At 37.7% G+C, this 24,220-nt stretch carries 16 protein-coding genes; all 16 read left to right on the forward strand.

Annotated elements, in window-relative coordinates:
- Window positions 1–10 precede the first annotated feature (10 nt).
- The 16 genes from FVB32_RS13230 to FVB32_RS13305 all read left to right on the forward strand — a co-directional run bounded on the left by FVB32_RS13230 (window position 11) and on the right by FVB32_RS13305 (window position 24,208).
- A complete protein-coding gene (locus tag FVB32_RS13230; RefSeq protein WP_147744268.1) occupies window positions 11–2,404 on the forward strand; it encodes a penicillin acylase family protein in 2,394 nt (797 codons plus the stop codon).
- 196 nt (window positions 2,405–2,600) lie between these two features.
- Window positions 2,601–3,350, forward strand: coding sequence for a hypothetical protein (locus tag FVB32_RS13235; RefSeq protein ID WP_147744269.1), 750 nt, complete (start codon window positions 2,601–2,603; stop codon window positions 3,348–3,350).
- Entirely contained in the window at window positions 3,350–6,121 is a 2,772-nt protein-coding gene (locus FVB32_RS13240; RefSeq protein WP_147744270.1) for a TonB-dependent receptor, read from the forward strand. Before FVB32_RS13235 ends, FVB32_RS13240 begins: the two co-directional genes overlap by 1 nt.
- A 4-nt stretch (window positions 6,122–6,125) precedes the next feature.
- Complete coding sequence (locus FVB32_RS13245) at window positions 6,126–7,352, forward strand: DUF4249 domain-containing protein (RefSeq protein ID WP_147744271.1); 1,227 nt, start codon at window positions 6,126–6,128, stop codon at window positions 7,350–7,352.
- A gap of 3 nt (window positions 7,353–7,355) precedes the next feature.
- Window positions 7,356–8,558 (forward strand): DUF4249 domain-containing protein, encoded by a 1,203-nt coding sequence (locus FVB32_RS13250; RefSeq protein WP_147744272.1) that lies wholly within the window; start codon window positions 7,356–7,358, stop codon window positions 8,556–8,558.
- Window positions 8,555–9,766, forward strand: a complete 1,212-nt coding sequence (locus FVB32_RS13255; RefSeq protein WP_147744273.1) for a DUF4249 domain-containing protein — start codon at window positions 8,555–8,557, stop codon at window positions 9,764–9,766. Before FVB32_RS13250 ends, FVB32_RS13255 begins: the two co-directional genes overlap by 4 nt.
- The gene (locus FVB32_RS13260; RefSeq protein ID WP_147744274.1) at window positions 9,763–10,944 is read left to right on the forward strand and encodes a DUF4249 domain-containing protein; all 1,182 of its coding nucleotides are present in this window, start codon (window positions 9,763–9,765) and stop codon (window positions 10,942–10,944) included. The genes FVB32_RS13255 and FVB32_RS13260 overlap by 4 nt, the downstream gene beginning before the upstream one ends.
- On the forward strand, window positions 10,941–12,158 hold the full coding sequence (locus tag FVB32_RS13265) for a DUF4249 domain-containing protein (protein WP_147744275.1): 1,218 nt from the start codon (window positions 10,941–10,943) through the stop codon (window positions 12,156–12,158). Before FVB32_RS13260 ends, FVB32_RS13265 begins: the two co-directional genes overlap by 4 nt.
- A complete protein-coding gene (locus tag FVB32_RS13270) occupies window positions 12,155–13,372 on the forward strand; it encodes a DUF4249 domain-containing protein (RefSeq protein WP_147744276.1) in 1,218 nt (405 codons plus the stop codon). The genes FVB32_RS13265 and FVB32_RS13270 overlap by 4 nt, the downstream gene beginning before the upstream one ends.
- On the forward strand, window positions 13,357–14,592 hold the full coding sequence (locus FVB32_RS13275) for a DUF4249 domain-containing protein (RefSeq protein WP_147744277.1): 1,236 nt from the start codon (window positions 13,357–13,359) through the stop codon (window positions 14,590–14,592). Before FVB32_RS13270 ends, FVB32_RS13275 begins: the two co-directional genes overlap by 16 nt.
- Window positions 14,589–15,773 (forward strand): DUF4249 domain-containing protein, encoded by a 1,185-nt coding sequence (locus FVB32_RS13280; protein ID WP_147744278.1) that lies wholly within the window; start codon window positions 14,589–14,591, stop codon window positions 15,771–15,773. Before FVB32_RS13275 ends, FVB32_RS13280 begins: the two co-directional genes overlap by 4 nt.
- A 10-nt stretch (window positions 15,774–15,783) precedes the next feature.
- Complete coding sequence (locus tag FVB32_RS13285; protein ID WP_147744279.1) at window positions 15,784–17,535, forward strand: hypothetical protein; 1,752 nt, start codon at window positions 15,784–15,786, stop codon at window positions 17,533–17,535.
- A 151-nt stretch (window positions 17,536–17,686) separates the two neighbouring features.
- Window positions 17,687–18,460: a hypothetical protein gene (locus FVB32_RS13290; RefSeq protein WP_147744280.1), complete on the forward strand. Its 774-nt coding sequence runs from the start codon at window positions 17,687–17,689 to the stop codon at window positions 18,458–18,460.
- Window positions 18,457–21,222, forward strand: coding sequence for a TonB-dependent receptor (locus tag FVB32_RS13295; protein WP_147744281.1), 2,766 nt, complete (start codon window positions 18,457–18,459; stop codon window positions 21,220–21,222). The genes FVB32_RS13290 and FVB32_RS13295 overlap by 4 nt, the downstream gene beginning before the upstream one ends.
- 20 nt (window positions 21,223–21,242) lie before the next feature.
- On the forward strand, window positions 21,243–22,421 hold the full coding sequence (locus tag FVB32_RS13300; RefSeq protein ID WP_147744282.1) for a DUF4249 domain-containing protein: 1,179 nt from the start codon (window positions 21,243–21,245) through the stop codon (window positions 22,419–22,421).
- A gap of 2 nt (window positions 22,422–22,423) precedes the next feature.
- Window positions 22,424–24,208: a hypothetical protein gene (locus tag FVB32_RS13305; RefSeq protein ID WP_147744283.1), complete on the forward strand. Its 1,785-nt coding sequence runs from the start codon at window positions 22,424–22,426 to the stop codon at window positions 24,206–24,208.
- The last annotated feature ends 12 nt before the right edge of the window (window positions 24,209–24,220 follow it).

Raw genomic sequence — 24,220 nt, forward strand, 5'->3', positions numbered from 1 at the left:
CAAACACCCCGTGAAGAAGTTCAAGAAAGTACTTATAGTACTTGCCGTTTTGTTACTTGTTATAATCTTTGGTGCCTTTTTGTTTGTCAGTGGTTTAAAACCTGACTATGAAGGACAAAAAACCTTGCCTGGACTCCAGAGTGAAACGACTGTTTTTTTTGACACATATGGAATTCCCCATATCTATTCAGATAATGAAGCTGATGCTTTTCGTGCACTGGGCTACGTCCACGCCCAAGAACGTCTGTGGCAAATGGAGCTGTTAAGACGAGTTGCAAAAGGAGGGCTTTCCGAAGTATTTGGAAAAGACTTGATAGAAACAGATAAGTTTTTCCTTTCGCTTGGAATAGATGATTATACAACCGAAACGGTTTCTAAATTAGATATGGATAGTGAAACGATCATGCTTTCCAATGCCTATTTAGATGGAGTAAATGAGTTTATAAAAGAAGGGCCAACCCCAATAGAGTTTTACCTTACTGGATTGGAGAAAACCTCTTTTTCTCTTGAAGACGTTTATAATGCCGTTGGTTATATGGCTTTTAGTTTTGCAATGGCCCATAAAACAGACCCGTTGTTGACCAACATAAAAAATCAATTGGGAGAGGATTACGTAAATGATTTGGCTGTTGATTCGGATACCTCTACCACTTGGATTAAAACATTTAAGAATTCCGGTTTAGATTCCATTGATGTTAATATCACTGCCAGTGTCTCTCGTGCTTTGGAAAAACTTCCTGTGCCTCAATTTATTGGAAGTAATAGTTGGGTGTTGGCCCCAGAGAAGACCAAAAGCGGAAAAGTTATTTTGGCAAACGACCCTCATATTGGTTTTGCCCAACCTTCAGTTTGGTATGAGGCCCATATGAGTACCCCTAGTTATGAGAAATATGGCTATCATTTTGCTGGGGTGCCATTTCCAGTATTGGGCCATGATAGAAATTTAGCATTTGGGCTGACCATGTTTGAAAATGATGATATTGACTTTTATTTTGAAGAAACCCACCCATCCGACAGCACAAAATATAAAACCGAAGAAGGTTGGAAAGCGTATGAGTTTGTAAACAAGAACATCAAAGTAAAAGATGGAGACGATATTGCTTTTACCTATAAAAAAACCAGGCACGGACCAGTATTAAATAATATTGCAAAAGAAATAAAAGGAGAACGTCCCATTGCCATGTCATGGATTTATACTCAAGTTAAGAATCAAGTGGTGGATGCCTTGTATGGTATTGGCCATGCAGAAAATATGAACGAGTTTGAAGCAGAACTACCTAAAATTCATGCACCTGGATTAAACGTAATGTATGGTGATGCAGCTGGGAATGTGGCCTGGTGGGCTACTGCAAAATTGTACCAAATGCCAGATAGCCTATCTACCAAATTTGTACTGGATGGAACAACAGGGGAACAAGAACGTTTGGGTTATTTTGATTTTTCTGAGAACCCAAGTGCTGTGAACCCTCCATGGAACTATGTGTATTCCGCCAACAATCAGCCCGACTCTATTGCTGGAATGTTATATCCCGGGTATTATTTACCTGAGAACCGTGCCATGAGAATTGTGCAATTGTTAGACTCAAAAAATGATTGGGATAAGGAATCAACCTCAGAAATGATTCTCGACGTTACTTCAACAGTAAACCCTGCTTTGGTAACAGAACTGATCAAACTGCTTGATGTGACCCACTTATCCGAAGAGCAGTTGGTACAAATAGATGCACTCAAGAATTGGAATGGGGAGTATACGCTGGAAAATACAAATGCAGTACTATATCATAGGTGCGAATATTATGTTTTGAAAAATACATTTGAAGATGAATTGGGTCCTGAGCAGTTTAATCAGTTTTTAAGCACGCACCTGCTAAAGCGTCATATTGCCAAAGGCACTGGTATGTCATCTGGCAAATGGTGGGATAATGTTCACACAACCGATAAAATTGAAACCAGGGATGATATTGTATTAAAATCTTTTGCAGATGCATGGCAATCATTGATCAATGATTTTGGTACCGATTTCAGCCAATGGACATGGGACAGGGTGCATACGTTGGAACATCAACACCCTATAGGCAGCGTAGCGTCTCTACGTTCGTTTTTTAATGTGGGCCCATATCCTGTTAAAGGAACCAAAGAAGTAATCAATAATATGGCTTTTCCCTATGACAGTACGGGCTTTTATAAAGTTAATTCTGGCCCCTCAACACGTAGGATCATTGACTTTTCTGATATAGAAAATAGCATTAGTATTTTACCTACTGGACAATCTGGGAATCCATTTAGCAAACATTACAAGGATCAAGCAGAACTTTTTGTAAACGGAGAGTTTAGAAAGATGATGATGAATAGGCAGGAAATTGAAAGCAAGGCAGAATCCATTTTGACATTTTCCAAAGAATAGCCCAATTCGCACAAGATGTTTAAGAACTATATCTCATATGTTCTTTATGATAGTAGAATCATCAAGATTTTATGTTAATTCTTGATGATTATTTATTTTTTTGACACTTGTTAAGTTTAATGATTATAAATAGTATTTTAGACTTAGCTAGTTTGAATAAGAATCGCCCTACCCCAAGCGGAAACCTAACATAAGTATGATTTATTTTTTCAAGAAGTATTTAGCGCCAATATGTAGCTTTGGCTTTTTTTTATTGACCTATGCTCAAGAAGATTCTCAAGAAAAGCACTACAACTTTTTTGATGATCAAGTGGGTATTGAGAACACTGGATTATATAGGGGTATTGTTTATGCGGAAAAATACAGAACCATAAACGAGAACACACAATTCTTCCAAACTCGAGATTTTCAAAAAGGGAGTGTCTGTTATGATGGTCAGTGTTATTATGATCTTGATCTTAGGTATGACGTATATGAAGATGAAGTTTTATTAAGACTTATCACCAAAGCGGGTGGTGGCACCTTAAAATTACTGAAAGAGCATATTGAGCGTTTTCAAATCACAGACAATAAGTTTATCCAAATTCAACCCGAGGAAGCCCCTTTGCTCAACAATCATGGTTTTTACGAAGTTGCATATGAAAGTGCCGTTTTTTCATTGTATACAAAATACCTAAAGAAAAGCTTTGAACGAAAAGATAGGAAATCACTTTACTACGAGTTTTTAGACGGAGCCAGTGAAAATGTACTCAAGTACAAAGGCAGCTATACCACATTTAATACCAAAAAGGAGATAGTAACCCTGTTCCCTGAATTTAAAAGAGAAATAGACAAATTTTACAATGTAGCAAGAGGCTTAAGAAAATCTAATCCAGATGGCTTCAAAATTAGTCTTGTAAAACGCATTGAAATACTACTATCTCAAACCGCAAACCAATCAAAATAATGAAAAAGGCTTTAATCACGCTCGTACTTTTTATGGGCATGCAATATATTGTTGCTCAGGAGAGTATTCCTAGAATTTCGGTTTCGTTCACTAATGTGGATGTATCGGATGCACTGGATATGATAGAAAGTAGAACAGAATACAAATTCTTTTATTTAGATGAATGGCTTCAAAATATTAAAGTAACTGGCAATTATGAAGATATGCAGGTGAGTCTGATACTTGATGATTTATTTAAGGACACGGTATTGAACTTCTATATTTCGGATGATCAAAAAATATTTCTCTTACAGAACAATCAGATCTACGATGCCTTACCTGATGATTTTTTTGGGGAAGAAGAAGAGTTAGTAGAGGACGAGATAGGGTATGAAGAGTTGAATGATTTAGGTCCACTATTTGTAAATTCAGATGACAATAGTGCTACACGCGGGCTGCAAGTGGTTAAGATTGGGAAAGAGAATAGAAACAACAGGAGAAGGACATTTACCCTAACCGGAAAAGCGGTTAACGCCAAAGGACAGCCTATTCCAGATTTAGCGATTATTGCCCAAGGAAAAGATATTGGAACCTCTACAGATGCTGGGGGAAATTATAGTATGACCCTTCCTGTTGGTGAAAACATTATTGAAACCAGAGGACTGGGAATTCAAGGTTCCAGAACTAAGGTGATTCTGTATAATGACGGTTCTTACAATTTTCAATTGAATGAGAGTTTTGAAGTTTTGGATGAGGTGGTTGTGCAAGGAAACAGGGATAGAAATGTTGAGACAGCGCTAACGGGAGTTACACTAATTGAAGTTGAAAAAATAAAGAATATTCCTTTGGTATTGGGAGAACGGGATATTCTCAAGGCAGCAATTACGTTACCTGGTATCACCACTGCTGGTGAAGGAGCCGCTGGTTATAACGTAAGGGGAGGAAGAACAGATCAGAACCTAATCTTATTGGATAATGGGGTTATTTACAATCCATCCCACTTTTTCGGAATCTTTTCTGCCATTAACCCATTTAGCACAGGAACTGCGGAAATATATAAAGGAAATGTCCCTGCAGAATTTGGGGGAAGACTTTCCTCCGTTTTTGATATTACCACCAAAGATGGCAATACAGAGAAATTTTCAGGTGAAGCTTCCATTGGCCCCGTTACAAGTAATATAGTGCTTGAAACACCAATAGTTAAAGATAAATCGGCATTGCTTGTTGGGGGTAGAGCTACCTACTCCGATTGGATTTTGCGCTCTTTGGACGATGAGCAACTCAACAATAGTACCGCTTCCTTTTTCGATGTGGTCGCCAAATACAATCATACCATAAATGAGAACAACGAGATAAAAGCAACTGGATATTTTAGTCGTGATGAATTTAGCATTACATCAGATTCAATATTCGATTACAGCAACAGATTGGTTTCTTTAAAATGGGATCATAAGTTTAGCGAAAAAACAACTGGAAGTTTGATCCTCTCCAATAGTGAATATAAGTTCGGAATAGAGTTCGATGGAGAATCTAACGATGATTTTGATTTAGGCTACAAAAACAATGAAACGGAGTTCAAAATAAAAATGAAATACCTCCATAGCGACAAACACAAGTTTGATTATGGAATATCGAGTAAACTATATGTAGTAAACCCGGGAGATATTGTTCCATTGGATTCTGGATCAGACGTTTCTTCCTTGACCATTCCTGAAGAACGGGGGCTGGAATCTGCTGTTTTTTTATCGGATAGTTATAAGGTAAACGACAAGTTGTTGATAGATATGGGACTCAGGTTTTCCTTCTATGCCGCACTTGGAGCTTCTGCACAGCGAATCTATCAGGACAATGCACCCAGAAATAGTGGCACTCTGGTAGAAACACAAGAATTTGATAAAAACGAGGTAATTGAAACCTATGGAGGACCAGAATTACGTCTTTCGGCGCGTTACTTTATCAAGCCAGACTTTTCAATTAAGGCGAGTCTTAACAATGCCTACCAATATATTCATACCCTATCCAATAACACAACGGTTTCCCCAACGGATACCTGGAAGCTTTCAGACTTAAATATTGAACCGCAGGAGGCATATCAAGCATCGCTGGGACTCTATAAGAATTTTGAAGGGAATAAGTATGAGGTAAGTCTTGAAGGCTATTACAAACAACAAAAGAACCTTCTTGACTACAAAGTAGGCGCACAGTTGCTGCTTAATGAAGCTATTGAAACAGAAGTATTACAGGGAGACGGAAAGGCATACGGTGTGGAGTTCCTTGTAAAGAAAAACGAAGGAAAACTAAACGGTTGGCTGGGATACACGTACTCACGATCATTTGTAAAACTGGATAGTGAGTTTAGTGAAGAACGCGTAAACAATGGAGATTTTTTCCCATCCAATTTTGACAAACCACATGACATAAGCTTGGTTGCCAACTATAAATTTACCAGAAGATTTAGCGCTTCGGCAAACTTTGTATATCAAACCGGTAGGCCAGTGACTTTTCCAATAGGAAGTTTTGCCTTCAACAATTCTGAATTTGTTTTTTATAGTGATAGAAATAAGTTTAGAATTCCAGATTATTATCGATTGGATTTAAGCTTCAATATGGAAGGGAATCATAAGATCAAAAAATTTGCCCATAGTTTTTGGAGTTTTTCCATCTATAATGTTTTAGGAAGAAACAATCCTTACTCTGTATTTTTTGTTACCGAAGATGGTGATATAAAAGCATTTCAAAGCTCAATTTTCGCCATTCCTGTTCCTACCATAACATATAACTTTAAGTTTTAAGGGAATGGTGCTACTAAAAAAACATTTTTACTTTTTGGTAGCATTGGTTACCTCCTCATTATTTGTAGGATGTATTGAAGAATTCACTCCAAAGACTGAAGAGTTTAGCGATTTTCTTGTGGTAGAAGCTACGATTACCAATGAAATGAAGCATCAAAAGATTTATCTAAATAGAACCTATGCTTTTGAAGACGAAACCCCGCTTCCAGAAACAAATGCCCAAGTAATGGTACTGGATGGAGCCAGTAATCAGCACACTTTTGTGGAGTCGGAACCTGGAGTGTACACCTCTACTCAACCTTTTAATGCTGTTTCGGCAGCGGATTATCAACTCAACATTACTACACAAAGTGGAGAGTCCTTCAGTTCTAATAGAATGGAGCTGCCAAAAGGTTCTGCCATAGACAGTTTGTACGTAGAACGTATCGTAACAGATTTGGGTGAAGAAGGCGTAGGTATTTTTGTGGACAACTTCAATGATCAGGACGCCTCTAAAAACTATAGATATGAATATGTGGAGACCTACAAAATAATAGCCCCCGATTGGAACGCTACTACCTTGATTAATATTCCTGATATTATATGTCCAAGAACAATTAAGGTTGGCAGGGAGCGGGAGGAAAGAACTTGTTACACATCCAAAAGTTCTAATGATATCATTTTGGCAAGTGCTGAAAATTTTGATGAAAATAGGATTAGGCGCTTCCTTGTTCGATTTATAAATAGAGAGAACTATATCCTGTCGCATCGGTACAGTATTTTGGTTCGGCAACACGTAGAATCAAATCAAGCATTTTCGTTTTATAGTGCCCTTAAGGAATTTTCAAGTTCAGAAAGTGTGTTTTCCGAAACGCAACCTGGATTTTTGGAGGGAAACCTATATTCAAACTCAGATACAAGTAATAAAGTCTTGGGCTATTTTGATGTGTCTAAAATTTCTGAAAAGAGAATTTTTTTCAATTATGAAGACCTTTTTCCAGGTGAGGATTTACCTCCTTATGCCGACCCATGTGTAAAGGCGGCCCCAAAAATAGCTGAGGGCCATGGAGCAGACCCAAGATGTATATTGGCATCACTTGTAGATTTGGATTTAATACGATATGTAACCGACAATCCCGGTTATACAGGCCCGCAAGGGGAGGGAGGCCCGTTTTTAACAGTTCCAAGAATATGTGGTGACTGTACGGTTTTAGGAACAACAGAAGTTCCAGAATTTTGGACGGAACAATGATTTATGAAGGCGATTCTTGAAGAAAAAAAAAGTTGGTTGATCATTATAACGATAGTGCACATGCATAGTTGCGTGGAACCTTTTGATGCTAAAACAGGTGAATTCTTAAGCGCTTTGGTGGTCGATGCAACGATTACGGATGAGCAAAAAAATCAACAAGTTTTCCTTTCAAGAACTTTTAAGTTTGAAGAAGAATCGCCTACCGCAGTAACTGGGGCTCAAATAATGGTAGTGGATGGTATGGGCAATACTTTTGATTTTGAAGAAGTTTCTGCAGGAATGTATCAGTCCACAGCGACCTTTGCTGCTGTGCCTGGTAGAACTTATACTTTGTCCATTACAACACCAGATGGAAAGTCTTATCAATCCAATGCAGCTCAACTGCCAGAACCTGTTGCCATAGACGATGTTTACGCCGAACGTATTGTAGATGATTTTGGAGAAGATGGAATTGCTATTCTTGTGGATAGTTTTGACGCTACAGGAAATTCACAAAACTTTCGGTACGAGTATAATGAAACCTATAAAATCATAGCCCCAGAATGGAACGCTTTTGATTTAAAAAGCAACGGTATAGATTGTGGAGTGGATGTTATTCCCAAAACAGTTCAAAATCAGGTTTGTTTTGGAAACGCAGTATCCAACAACATTATTTTGACCAGTACAGCCAATTTTGATGAAAATAGAATAAGCAAGTTCATGGTCAGGTTTATTAACCGGAACAATTACATTATTTCCCATCGATATAGCATTGAAGTCACTCAATACACCCAATCCAATGAGGCATTTGCTTTTTTTGATGCCTTAAACGAGTTTTCAAGTGCGGAAAGTGTTTTTTCGGAGAGCCAACCAGGATTTTTGGTCGGCAACGTATTTTCCGAGGATGATCCCAACGAAAAAATACTGGGCTATTTTGATGTGAGTTCCGTATCTAGAAAACGATTTTTCTTTAATTACGATGATTTATATCCAGGAGAACCTTTGCCTCCTTATGTGAATAATTGTATGGAAATAGCTCCTAAATTGATTAGTCAAGGTGGTGCCAGATGTGTATTGAGCGCTATGGTAGAAGCAAATCAAGTAAGTTATTTAAATGTTAATGATGACCCACCATTTGAAGAAGGCCCATATCTAGTGACAGCAAGAGAATGTGGAGATTGTGAAGTTTTAGGGAGTAATATACAACCGAGTTTTTGGACAGAATGAGTAAAGGATACAAGATATTCATGCTGATGATTACCCCATTCTTAATGATGGTTATGTGTTCTTGTATAGAGGCTTTTGATACTAAGTTTGAAGATTTTGAAAGTGCTGTTGTGTTTGAAGCCGTAATCACAGATGAGCTTAAGCAACATGAAGTCAGACTTACCAGAACCTATGAGTTCGAAGATGATGGACCGGAAGCAGAGTCCAATGCTGATATTCAAATTGTGGATGGGGCGGGAAACACTTTTAGTTTTCAGGAAACGGTTCCTGGTACCTATGTATCCAACCAATCTTTTGCTGCCCAAGCAGGAAGAACATATCAATTGAAGGTAACAACCAATGATGGTAGATCATATAGCTCCACAATAATGGAGATGAGTGAAAGGACAACTATCGATGAAGTAACGGCACAGCGTATTATAAACGATGAAGGGATAGAAGGAATGGCGATTTTTGTTGATAGTTTTGACCCTTCAGGTAACTCAGTGAATTATAGGTATGAATATGAAGAAACCTATAAAATAATTGCACCACTGCATAATAAAAATACTTTGGAGATTGTATTTTCCGACTTTCCTGATTGTGAAGCTAGAATTGTGCCTAGAGAAGTTGAAGAACGTGTTTGTTTTGCCACCAACTTATCCAATAGAATTATTCAAACAACAACCAGTGAATTGGAAGAAGATAGGGTGGATAAGTTTCTTGTTCGTTTTATCCCAAGTGATGACTTTATACTATCACATCGATACAGCATTTTGGTAAGGCAGTATGTTCAATCCAGTATTGCCTATTCCTTTTATGAGACCCTTAACGAATTATCGGGCAATGAGAGCCTTTTTTCAGAAACACAACCCGGATTTTTAATAGGGAACATTTCTTCCGATAGTAGTAAAAATGAAAAGGTTTTGGGATACTTTGATGTTTGTGCCACCAATGAAAAACGCATTTTTTTTGATTATAAGGATTTTTATCCAGATGAACCGCTTCCTCCATATATCGTCCCCTGTGTGGAAAATTCCCCATTAGTAATTAATTTCCCTCCAGGCACTTGTCCATTGATTAGACAATTAGAATTGGACATAGTGGAATTAATTGGAGAGAATGAGGGACAATTTCCACTTGGAGGACCATTCATAATTGTTCCCAGAGAATGCGGAGATTGTACAGCACTCGGCAGTAACATAAAACCCAGTTTTTGGACGGAATGAGTAAAGGAAACGAGATATACATGCCAGTGGTTGCATCATTTTCAATAATGTCTATGTGCTCTTGCATAGAACCTTTCGATGTTGAGTTTGAAGATTTTGAAAGTGTTATCGTGTTGGAAGCAACTATTACAGATGCGCAAGAGCAACAACGTGTATTTTTGACCAGAACATTTGAGTTTAAAGATGATGGTCCTTTTCCCGAGAGCAATGCGGATGTAAGGGTTGTGGATGGAGCAGAGAACACTTTTGTATTCGAGGAAACCATACCAGGGGTTTATATTTCTAATCAAGCATTCGCTGCCCATCCTAATACAGATTATCAACTACATGTTGAAACACAGGATGGAAGATTCTATAGTTCAGATGTAATGACGTTGACTCAAGCCACACAAATAGATCAACTTCGGGCTGAAAGAGTTACTAATGATTTGGGAGAAGATGGAGTGGCTATTTTGGTAGACAGTTTTGATTCTACTGGAAATTCTGTGAACTACCGTTACCAATATGAAGAAACATATAAAATTATAGCACCAGATTGGGCTCGGTTAGACTATGTAATTCAAAATCAGAATGGCGCAGAAACATTGGAATTGGTACCAAGAAGCCTTGACGAGCGGATTTGTTACAGCACCGATATCTCAAACATAATCTTACTTACTAGTACTGTAGATTTAAATGAAGATAGAGTATCAGAATACATGGTAAGGTTTATAAACAAGGACAACTTCATTCTATCTCACAGATACAGTATTTTGGTTAAGCAATTTGTGCTATCTAACGCAGCTTATACCTTTTATGAACGACTAAACCAATTTTCTCAAAGCGAAAGCTTGTTTTCCGAGAATCAACCTGGTTTTTTAGAAGGCAATATTTTCCCAGAAGACAAAGAAGAAAAAGTATTGGGTTTTTTTAGTGTAAGCAGCGTGACAGAAAAAAGGATATTCTTCAATTACGAAGATTTGTTTCCCGATGAAAGATTGCCGGATTATGTGGACCCGTGCAGACCTACAGGGATTAATAGTGGTTTGTTGGAGCAGGTAAGGGCTGATGTCGTAAAATATTTTGGAACAATTATAGATAATGTTACAGGTGAAGAAGAAACTGCTGTAGTGCCACGGGTTTGTGGCGATTGTACTGTTTTAGGCTCTTCAGAAATACCAGATTTTTGGATAGAATGAATAGATCAAAAAACAAATACAAAATCATATTTGCTGCATTGTTAACAATGTTGACATCTTCCTGTATTGAGACTTTTGAAGCCACTTTTGAGGATTTTGAAAGCGCCATCGTGGTAGAAGCCACCCTCACTAATATGATGGAGCAACAAACGGTTTTCATCACAAGGACATTTAAGTTTGAAGAAGATGGTCCTTCAGTGGAAACCAATGCCAATGTCCAGATAGTAGGTGGTGGCAATACGTATTTGTTTCAGGAAAATGAACCAGGATTATATGTTTCAGAGCAAACCTTTGCTGCGCAACCCAATACAACATATCAACTGTTAATCACAACCCAAGATGGGCGTTCATACAGTTCAGATGAACAGACGTTTACCACAACCACTCAAATAGATAATGTACGAGCGGAAAGAATCACAAATGATGATGGGGAGGATGGTGTCGCTATTTTGGTTGATAGTTTTGATGCTAGCGGCAATTCCCTAAACTACCGTTATGAGTATGAGGAAACGTTTAAAATAATAGCTCCTTTCTGGTCGCCTCTATCCTTAGAAAGGACCCCATTAGATGTAGCCACCCAAATATGTGAGGTTAGTGTTGTTCCAGATGATAAATCTGAGGAGACCTGTTTTGCAAGTGATTTTTCAAATGCCATAATCCAGACCAGTACGTTGGATTTGGGTGAAGACCGCGTGGATAATTTTATGGTCCGTTTTATAAGCAGGGACAACTATATCATCTCCCATAGGTATAGCATTTTGGTGCGCCAATATGTGCAATCCAATAGTGCTTTTACCTTTTATGAGACCCTTAATGAATTTTCAGGAAGCGAAAGTTTGTTTTCCGAGACCCAGCCAGGCTTTTTGGAAGGTAATATTAGATCAGATTCAAGTGATGATGAAAAAGTGCTGGGCTTTTTTGATGTGGCATCTGTAGTGGAACGGCGCATTTTCTTTAATTACGAAGACCTCTTTCCAGGAGAGCCACTTCCACCTTATATAGATCCTTGTGAATTAAGTTCTCCGGTACTAAGTACACCAGGAATGCCACCCAAATGTGTGCTTGCAGTTCAAACAGACCTTAATTTGGTCAGTTATGCGGGAAATAATGACAGCAGCGATCAAACTGAAGGACCCTATTTTGTAGTACCTACTGTTTGCGGAGATTGCCAGGAAATTGGAAAAGTGCAACCTCCAGATTTTTGGATAGAATGAATAGATCAAAAAACAAATACAAAATCATATTTGCTGCATTGTTAACAATGTTGACATCTTCCTGTATTGAGACTTTTGAAGCCACTTTCGAGGATTTTGAAAGCGCTGTGGTTATTGAGGCAACGCTTACCAACATAATGGAACAACAAACGGTTTTCATTACAAGGACATTTGAGTTTGAAGAGGATGGTCCTTCAGCGGAAACCAATGCCAATGTGCAAATCGTAGGTGGTGGCAATACGTATTTGTTTCAGGAAAATGAACCAGGACTATATGTTTCAGAGCAGGCTTTTGCCGCGCAGCCCAATACAACCTATCAATTATTGGTCGCAACCCAAGATGGGCGTTCATACAGTTCAGATGAACAAGCGTTTACCACCACCACTCAAATAGATGATGTACGAGCGGAAAGAATCACAAATGATAATGGGGAGGAAGGCGTGGCCATTTTTGTTGATAGTTTTGATGCTAGCGGCAGTTCCCTAAACTACCGTTATGAGTATGAGGAAACGTTTATAATAATAGCTCCTTTCTGGTCTACTAGGGGACTGGAAAGAACCCCGCCAGACCAAGCCACCCAAATTTGTGATGTTCGTATTATCCCTGATGAAGAATCCGTAGAGACCTGCTTTGCAAGCAATTTCTCAAATGCCATAATCCAGACCAGTACGTTGGATTTGGCTGAAGACCGTGTGGACAATTTCAGGGTCCATTTTATAAGTAGTGAGAACTACATCATCTCTCATAGGTATAGTATTTTGGTGCGCCAATATGTACAATCCAATAGTGCTTTTACCTTTTATGAGACCCTGAAGGAATTTTCAGGGAACGAAAGTTTTTTTTCCGAGACCCAGCCAGGCTTTTTAGAAGGTAATATTTCATCAGATTCAAGTGATGATGAAAAAGTGCTGGGCTTTTTTGATGTGGCATCTGCAGTGGAACGACGTATTTTCTTTAATTACGAGGACCTCTTTCCGGGAGAGGAACTCCCACCATATATTGACCCCTGCAGATTAAATTCCCCACCTCTTAGTACTGGGGTTCCCCCAAGGTGTGTTTTGGCTAGTCAGGTGGACCTTAACTTAGTCAGTTACGCAGGAAATAATGATAGTAGCAATCAAAGTGAAGGGCCTTATTTTGTAGTGCCCAATGTTTGTGCTGATTGCCGAGAAATAGGAGAAGTGCAACCACCAGATTTTTGGATAGAAGAGTAATGATATTGGAAAGAAGAATGATAAAATTATCGCCCATTTTACCTAGAAAAATTATGATTGCCTTAGCTGGAATCTTTCTTTATGGTTGCATAGAACCCTTTGAAGGGACCTTTGAAGACTTTGAAAGTGCATTGGTGATAGAGGCCACAATAACTAATGAGATGCAACAGCAGGAAATTTTACTCACCAGAACCTATGAGTTTGAAGCTGATGGTCCTTCTGCGGAGCCAAATGCCATGGTCAATGTGAGTGATGATACCGGAAACGTTTTTGCTTTTGAAGATACAGGAGAAGGAGTTTATCTTTCCACACAACCTTTCGCAGCACAAGCAGGTAGGGCGTATCAACTTTCAATAACCACGCAAGATGGTAGAAGTTATGGCTCAAATATGGCGCAATTGACCGCTGAAACATCAATTGATGAAGTGATTGCAGAACGTATAGTCAATGATAATGGGCAAGATGGGATGGCCTTACTGGTAAATAGCTTTGACCCTACAGGCAATTCCAAAAATTATAGATATCAATACGAAGAAACCTTTCGCATTATTGCTCCTGAATGGACCCCAACCTCTTTAATAGGAGACCCGGCGGGAGGTTGTGCAGTACTTAAAGTACCAAACACGACGGATATAGAAGTTTGCTATGGCACGGACAGTTCCAATACCATAATACTTACTTCTACAGAAGATTTAGAGGAGGATAGAGTCAACAGGTTCATGGTGCGTTTTATAGCAAGGGACAACTATATTATTTCGCATAGATATAGCATCTTGGTAAAGCAATTTGTGCAGTCCAATGAAGCATTTACCTTCTTTGAAACCTTGAATGAACTTTCAGGTTCTGAAAGTTTGTTTTCTCAGACCCAACCTGGTTTTTTACAAGGAAATGTATTTTCCAATGATAATAGAGATGAACGTGTATTGGGGTTTTTCGATGTTAGTTCCGTTTCTCAAGAACGCATTTTTTTCAATTACTCGGATTTTTATCCAGATGAACCATTACCACCATATATAGAAGAATGTAGACCCAGCTCACCTCCAATTGCCTCCCCAGGTGGTTGCGTACTAAGACCTATTCTTGAAAGCGGTGCGGGCATATATGCAGGGGACAACGGAGAACCAATGGATGGCGAGGGTCCTTTCTTTATAGTGTCACGTGCATGTGGAGATTGTAAAGTCCTAGGGGCATCAGAAGTACCAGATTTTTGGATTGAATGATAAAATTAGTAGACACATACCGCCTTTTATTGCCCATTTTTGTGGGATGGCTCCTTTGCAGCTGCATAGAACCTTTTGAAACGGAGTTTGAAGATTTTGAAGACGCCTTTGTAGTAGATGCAACTATAACAAATGAAATGAAACGGCAAGAAATCATATTGACCAGAACATTCAAGTTTCAAGATGAGGAAGTGCCCACTGAAGTTGGTGCTAGGATTATGGTGAAAACTGATACAGGAGAGGAATTTATTTTTGAAGAGACCGACTTTGGGAAATACATTTCCAATGTTTCTTTTTCGGCAGTTCCAGATAAGGACTACCAATTATTGATTGCATCTAGAAATGGCGAAGAATATTCTTCAGAACCAATGAGATTGCCGCAAGCCTCAACTATAGATACTTTGTATGCCAACCGGGTAACGAGTGATTTTGGTGAGGAAGGAATAGGTGTTTTTATAAATACGTCGAATCCTTCAGAAGATTCAAACTTTTACAGATACGAATACGAGGAGACCTATAAAGTAATTGCTCCAAGATGGAATCCTAAAGAATTAGAAGTTGTGGAGGGGGTCTTTACAGATAGCATAATAATAGTTCCTAGATCATTGGACGAAAGGGTCTGCTATCCAACAAATGTTTCAAATCGCTTTATCCTAACAGATACAGATGACTTTGATACAGGGATAGTAACTAATTTTATGGTTAAGTTTATAGAGCAGAACAATTTTATAACTACACATCGCTATAGTATTTTGGTGCGTCAGTTTGTACATTCAATGGAAACATATAATTTTTTGGAAACCTTAAATGAGTTCTCAATATCTGAAAGTGTGTTTTCTGAGACACAACCCGGTTTTTTGGAGGGGAATATTACAGCTGAGGACAACCCTTCTGAAAAAGTATTGGGCTTCTTTGATGTAGCTGCAGTTTCAGAGAAACGCATTTTTTTTGGATATCGCGATTTTTTTCCAACGGAAAGACTACCAGAGTATATTGAACCCTGCGTTGAGAATGCCCCAGCTATAGGACTTGTAGATTTGATTAGATGGGATTTAGTAAAGTATATTGAAGTTAATGATGGAATTATTCCAGGAGGAGGTCCGTTTATCACTGTACCCGAAGTATGCGGGGATTGTACGGTATTGGGAACTTCGGTGGTTCCAGATTTTTGGATAGAATAAACTTAGAATTATGAAAAAACAAAAAAGTACATTTATTTTATTAGTGTTGATGGCTTTGTCGCTAAATGCGCAGAACAATGCTATTACCAGCATTCCGCAAGAAAGTGTATACTTACAGTACAACGAATCTTTGTTGTTTTCTGGAGAGCATTTAAAATACAAGATCTATTGCCTTGATAAATCAAAGCGAACACTTACCCGTGTTAGTAAAATGGGATATGTTTCGTTGATCAACAAGACTGGTGAAGTGGTATTTGTTCATAAGATAAAGCTAACCGATGGTTCAGGGTATGGAGATTTCTTTGTTCCAACCTCTGTGCCTACGGGCAGCTACAAACTACTGGGTTACTCAGAATGGATGAAGAACTTTGGAAGAGAAGATTTTTTTCAATCGGACATTCATATCATAAATCCATACCAAGTTACGGAGGAAGCTTATTTGGAGCAGCCTATGGATTCTCTTAATCCCGTAGCAACCCGTAGCATTAAACAACCCATAACTAACGGAAATAGGAACCTGAATAAAAATTCTTTATTGCGTTTGGCCTTGGACAAGGCAATCTCCGGAAAACGGGAAAAAGTGGCATTGACTATATCTGGGACTGATGCATCTACCTTTACAGGAGACTACAATATATCTATCCGAAAAATGGATTCAATTTCTTCACCCCCCCAGATAAGTGCAGAATTCTTTTTTAGCGAAATGCTTAAAAGAGGAAAAAATGCGAGTACGCCAAATGGAGTTGTCAATTTACCAGAATTAAGAGGTGAAATAATATCAGGAGTTATAACAACCAAGGATTCGAACCTGCCTGCTGAAAATTTAAGAATTTCATTGTCCTTGCCAGGGGATAAATATCTGTTTAAAGTAGCTACCTCTGATAGTGAAGGTAAGTTTAGATTTATCCTGGATAGGGAATATGATAATTTGAGTGGAGCGCTGCAAATATTGTCAGACGATTTGGACAAGTATGAGGTTACAATGGATACTCAAAAGATTGACCGTTCAGGCATTCAGTTTACAGATTTTGTGCTTACAAAAAGATTGAAGGATTATATCTTGGAAAAAAGTATTCAAAATCAAATTGAAAATGCGTATCGCGCAACCAAATCAGACTCTATTGTTCCTGCAAATCATGTGGCACCTTTTTACAGAAAATTCACTACATCCTATGATTTGGATGATTACACCAGATTTAATAGTCTGCAAGAAACCATTGTGGAAGTTGTAGATCAGGTAGGAATTAGAAAATTGAGTAACGGAGACCAGGTTTTTGAAGTAAGACCGGAAATTGGCTATACCGACAATAGCCTGTTACCTATGGTATTTGTTGACGGTCTTTTTATTAAAAAGCACCAGGATTTTATGGATTATAGTTCAAAAAAGATAAAGACGATAAGTTTCTCAAGAGACAAAGTCATTGTTGGCTCACAAGTATTTCAGGGTGTTATTTTGTTTGAGACAATCGATGGTGGTTTTTACAATGATTTTTATACGCCACACATTTTAAATGTTGATTTGTTTAAACCACAGTCTAGAAAAGACTATTACATACAGCAGTATTCTGATAATGCTGCACAGAAACGCATCCCAGATTTTAGGCAGCAATTGCTTTGGGAACCAGACTTGGACTTATCGGCTGGTGAAAAGGAAGTTGTTTTTTATACATCAGATATTCCAGGTCAATATGAAGTTGTTTTGGAAGGGTTTACTTCTCTTGGCAGACCAGTGTCTGTTAAAGAAAAATTTGTTGTGGAATAGGGTAATATCCATTTAATCCCGATTAAAACCATAGGCTTTACCTATAAAATTATGTAGAACTCACCCTCTGGGCAGTTGTTGGTATAAATTATTATCCAAAGGCTGATAAGATAGTTATATTTAGAAATAAGGATAATTCAATGTTATAGTTATGTCCTTTTTCAAAAACTATCCAATAATATCACTTCCAAAAATCAAGGTGGTAATCCTTACCGTACTTGCATCATTTTCATGGAATGCAAAACTAGTTGCCCAAGTTGAGCAAAATGATATAGCATATTATAAATGGTTTGATGAGTTAATCGGCATCGAAAATACTTCACTTTACAATGGTATTGGCGCTGTTGAAAAATACAGGGTCATTAACGAACACCATAAGTTTTATAAAACGACCGATTTTTTATCTGGTTCTATAGTATATGACGGCCAATACTATAGCGGGTTGGAGATGAAGTATGATTTGGATGAAGATGTAGTTTTGTTGAACCAACAGAGCGGATTACGGATTGTGCTTTTACAACTTATTAAAAACAAAACAGAGCAGTTTGCCATAGACAATCATACTTTTATTAATATCAATGACAGCCTTTCTAGGGCTAATGGTATTTTGGGATTTCATGAGGTGCTTTTGCAAAATCCAAGGCTTAAATTGCTTGAAAAGCACACAAAAAAGAGATTCAAACGCCAAGGCAAAAAATCACTTTACTATGAATTTAAAAGTAGGAATTTTAATCTCCTATTCTATAAAGACAGATATTATACCGTAGGTAACAGAAAGGATTTTATCAAGATTTTCCCCGAATTTAAAAAGGAAATTGAAGCCTATTCCAGAAAAACCTTCCCCAAATCGAATTACCGCCAACATTTAATAGCGCTTACCAAAAGAATCGATGAATTGTTACAACAAAACGTTAACGGCAGATGAGACTATTACTTACAATCATATTGCTGCTAAGTTTTAAATTGATTATTGCTCAAAATGACACCATTGGGGTTACGATTTCTTTTAAAGATGCTCAAGTCACCGATGTTTTAAATGAAATAGAAACCTTAACGGAATATCGATTTTACTATGTAAAGGACTGGTTGGGCACTACACCTGTCTCTGGGAATTATCAAAACGCAGGAATCCAGGATGTATTACAAGATATTTTTAACGGAACTGTCATTAACTACTACATTCTAAAGGATAAGAAGATAGCACTAAATAGGAATAACATTATATATGATGAACTGCCACCAGGGTTTTTTGGGCATCTTGAAAAAACGGAGGAAGTAGAAGACCAAGAAAATACAATAGCAAACAACGCGATTTTTGTGGACAAGGATGATGTTTCAGAAAGGAATGAAGTGGAAACTGTTCGAATTGGAAAAGCGCATATTTCCACACGGAACAGATTTACGCTTACAGGATATGTTCAAAACAAGAAATCTGGAGAACCTATTGCAAATCTGTCTATTGTTGCTAAAAACAGTAAAATTGGAACGGTTACGGATGCTTCAGGATTTTATACAATTGAATTACCTTCTGGATTAAATGTTCTAGAGACAAGTTCCTTAGGTATTGAATCTATGCGCAAGAATGTCATCATATACAATGATGGACGACTAGATTTTCTACTTAATGAAAGCGTTGAACGATTGGAAGAAGTCGTTGTTAGGGCCGATATTGCCAAAAACGTGGAGGAGGTCGCTATGGGAACAACAGAGATCTCATCCGAAGAGACCAAGAATGTCCCTGTGGTACTTGGAGAGCGTAATATTTTAAAAATAGCAACCACTTTACCCGGCATTAGTTCGGTGGGTGAGGGAGCTACTGGATTCAATGTGCGTGGTGGAAATGCTGATCAAAACCTGGTCATCATGGATAATGCCGTGATTTATAATCCAACCCATTTTTTTGGCATTTTTCAGGCAATAAACCCGTTTACTGCTGAGGACCTCAAGATATACAAAGGAAGTATTCCTGCGGAATACGGCGGAAGACTATCTTCGGTTTTTGAGATTACCAATAAGGACGGCAACACGGATAAATTTGCTGGGGAAGCCTCAGTGGGACCAGTCACCAATAATGTAGCACTTGAAATACCCCTTGTTAAAGAAAAATCAGCACTTATTGTTGGAGGCAGAAGCTCGTATTCAGATTGGATATTAAGGTCATTGGATGAAGAGTCTCTAAAGAACAGTCAGGCCTCATTTTACGATGCAATCCTAAAATACAACCATAAAATCAATGATAATAATGAGATAAGGGCAACAGGTTATTATAGCCGGGATGCTTTTAGCATAACATCAGACTCCCTATATAATTACAGCAACAGACTATTTTCTCTAAGATGGAGTCATAAATTCAATGACCAAAATAGTGCTGACCTAATATTGGCCAATAGTCAGTACAAATTTAATATTGACTTTGATGGTGAAACCAATACAGATTTTGGCTTTGGATATAAGGTGAATGAGACACATTTGAAGTATAGAATGAGATACCTGCTTAATGAAAAACATAAATTTGATTATGGTATTTCTTCCAAACTCTATGCGGTAAATCCAGGTGATATTGATCCTGAAGGGAATGAATCTATTATTGAACCCCAAAGTATCCCCAAAGAGAGGGCTTTGGAAACTGCCTTGTTTTTTTCAGATACTTACGAGTTTAGCGAACGATTATTACTGGATCTAGGTTTTAGATACTCAGCCTATTTTGCTTTGGGTGCTTCTGTACAGCGTGTTTATGAAGATGGGTTGCCAAAAGAGGAGGGGACTTTGGTGGAGAGTGTTGAATATGATAACAATGAAATAATCAAAACCTATACTGGACCTGAGGTTCGTGTTTCGGGACGGTATTTTTTGGGAAAGGATTTTTCGATAAAGGGCAGCTTCAACAGTACCTATCAATATATTCATACGTTGTCTAATAATACAACAGTATCTCCCATAGACACATGGAAGCTATCGGACCTAAATATTGAACCCCAAAGAGCGAATCAGTTTTCATTGGGTTTATATAAAAATTTTGACGATCATAACTTCGAATTAAGTCTGGAAGGCTACTATAAAAGGTCTAAAAACAATTTGGATTTTAAGGTAGCAGCAGAGCTTTTACTCAATGAAACTATCGAAACTGAGGTGTTGCAGGGAGAAGGGAAGGCCTATGGTGTGGAGTTTTTACTTAAAAAAAACAGAGGCAAATTTAACGGCTGGCTAGGATATACTTACTCAAGGTCATTCATTAAATTGGACAGTGAGTTTGCTGAAGAATTGGTAAATGATGGAGCATATTTCCCATCTAATTTTGACAAACCGCATGATTTAAGTCTTGTGGCAAACTATAAATTCACAAAACGTTTTAGCCTCTCAACAAACTTTGTATACCAAACGGGTAGGCCTGTAACATATCCTATTGGAAATTACACGTTTAGAGGTGCGGATTACGCTTTCTATAGTGATAGAAATAAATTTAGAATTCCGAATTATTATCGGCTGGATTTAAGTTTTAATGTAGAAGGAAACCATAAATTGGAAAAACTTGCCCATAGTTTCTGGAATATTTCAATATATAATGTACTGGGCAGGAACAACCCTTATTCTGTTTTTTTTATCACAGAAAGCGGAGAAATTGAAGCCTATAAAAGTTCAATTTTTTCAATCCCGATACCAACGATTACCTATAATTTTAAATTTTAAAAACAACAAGATTCTAGCAGATGCACAAACGTCTATTCCATATCACTTTTCTCATCCTGCTAACAAATATGCTTAGTGGTTGTGTAGAGTCTTTTGATGCCGCTACCGAAGATTTTGAAAGCGTTTTGGTTATAGATGCCCTAATAACCAATGAGGTAAAGCATCAAGAAATAAACCTCAGTCGCACATTCCGCTTTGAAGAGGAAAAGGCTGGAAGTGAAAGTAATGCTCTTGTTAAGGTTGTGGATGATATGCAAAATGAGTTCATCTTTGAAGAGAACAACCCGGGACAATACGTATCGGTAAGTATGTTTGCCGCGCAACCCAATGTAAATTACCAATTATCCATCACCACGAGTGAGGGTAGTATCTATGAATCCACCCCGGAAGTACTTCCCAAGAACACCCCTATAGATGATTTGTATGCATCTATGGAAACCAATGATCAAAACGTGGAGGGTGTGGCCATTTTGGTGGATACCTATGATCCAGAAGGGGAATCCCAATATTACAGGTTTGATTATGAGGAGACCTATAAGATCGTCGCACCTTTTTGGAATCCGCTTGAATTGATTATTGAAAATGAAGAACGTTTATTTATTAGACCGGTTCCAAGGGCCCAAGAAGAGCAAGTATGCTATAATACTGTGAATTCCGTCAACATAATCTTAGGAGATACCAGCGGATTTAGTGAGGATAGATTAAACCGTTTTGAGGTTAGATTTTTGGCAAGGGATAATTATATTATTGGCCATAGGTACAGCATTTTGGTAAGGCAGTATGTCATATCCAGAGAGGCCCATATCTATTACGAAACCCTTAATGAATTTTCGGGATTGGAAAGTATATTTTCCGAAAACCAACCAGGCTTTTTTAATGGAAATATAAGCCCGAAGAACGATTCGAAGGAAAAAGTTGTCGGATTTTTTGATGTGTCATCAGTTGATGAAAAAAGGATATTCTTTGATCATAAGGATTTTTTCCCAGAAGATCTAGTTCCTGCATTTCCTTTTGATTGTCCAATAACCACTCCTACAGGAATTGAGTTTATAAATGGAGTAAGATTTGAGACAACAGAATATTGGGCAAACCACTCTCCAGAAGATGCTTCTGAAGGGTTTTTTAAAGTAGTCCCAAGAATTTGTGGGGATTGTACAGTACTGGGCAGTAATATTGTTCCCGATTTTTGGATAGAATAATTATGAGACTTATAAATAAAAATATTCAAAATGTTATAGTAATTCTTTTTGTAGGAACACTAAGCCTATTCGGGCAATCCATAAAATCAGATAAAAACGGGCGTAAAATCCCCAATGAAAAGATTTTTGTACACTACAATAGCACTTTATTATTTGCTGGGGAATATTTGCTCTACAAAGTGTATAACCTTAATCATAAAGGATTAAGCAACCTTAGTAAAATTGCCTATGTGGAATTGGTAGGAGAGGACATGGAGATTGTATTTAAGCATAAAGTGCGTTTAGAAAATAGTGCTGGACAGGGAGATTTTTTTATTCCGTCCACGGTAAAATCAGGAAATTACAAACTCATCGCTTATACCAAATGGATGAGGAATGGGAGCGAAAACGATTTTTTTCAGGGAGAAATAGCGATAATCAACCCCTACCAAAGTGACCAAAAGAATATCCTTAAAGACAGTAGTAATATTTCTACTAGAAGTGTAGCCCTAAATCCAAATAAGAAAAAACTATCAATACCAGAAGTTGGTAATAGCAGTGTTAAAATACACTTTGAACAAGATGCTTTTAAACGAAGGGCCAAAGTTTCTTTAAGAATTGAGGATGTATCAGATTTATATACCAATGGTTCATATTCCATTTCAGTAAGGAATATGGATACCATAAAAAAACCGCAACCCCTTAGTTCAGAAACATTTAAAGAATCTTGGGGCGAAGAGCATGAAACCTCAAATACTAAAATTGAAAACCTAATGTATCTCCCAGAGTATAGGGGAGAGTACATTTCTGGTAGAATTTATTCAGAGGATTCCACCATGTCTGTTGAAAGTGAAAAAGTAGCAATCTCCATTCCAGAGGAGAACGGATATGTTTTGAAAGTAGTGGCAACAGATAAAAATGGTATGTTTTCCACAAATTTGGAAAAGGAGTATAGTGGCACAAAAATGGTTGTGCAGGTTTTGGGTGAAAACAGAAAAAAGTACAAAATAGCGTTGGATGGGGAAACTGCCTTGGATTACTCCGATTTAGTTTTCAATAGATTTAAAATTACTCCTAAGATAAAGGATATGATTGTTGAAAGAAGCGTCCATAACCAGATTGAGAATGGCTATTTTTCAATAAAACCTGACTCTATAAAACCTATTCACGCTATAGTTCCTAACTACCAAGGTATGTTGTATACGTATAATTTGGATGATTATACTCGATTTTCAACAGTTGGTGAGACCTTGGTAGAAGTAGTTGAGTTGGTATGGGCCAAAAGGATTGGACAGGATGAATATACGTTTCAAATAAAAGAGAATGATTACGATTTTTATACGAGTCCAGACTTTCCTCCTTTAATTATTGTTGATGGAATTCTTGTTCAAAACCACACCCATCTTTTACAATATAATGCCAGAAATGTAAAAAGTATTAGCTTCTTGCGGGATAAATATATAGTTGGGCCCAAAATTTTTCAAGGTGTTTTGGTTGTTGAAACCATAGACAAAGATTATGTTTCTCCATACGGCGGTGAGCATAGAACAAGTATGGAACTGTTTAGACCTTTACCCAAGAAGAGTTATTATTATCAGGAATATGGTAATGAAACCGATTTAACCTCAGATAGAATTTTGGATTTTAGATACCAATTGTACTGGGATCCCAATCTTACTTTATCTGATTCTCAAAATGAGGTGATTTTTTATACTTCAGACATACCGGGTGAATATGAAATGGTTCTGGAGGGCTTTTCATCAAGTGGAAATCCTGTATCGGTTAAGCGGAGATTTATGGTGGAATAAAATTTAGTATAT

It is taken from the genome of Flagellimonas hymeniacidonis, assembly GCF_008040165.1.
GTDB classification, from domain to species: Bacteria; Bacteroidota; Bacteroidia; order Flavobacteriales; family Flavobacteriaceae; genus Flagellimonas; species Flagellimonas hymeniacidonis.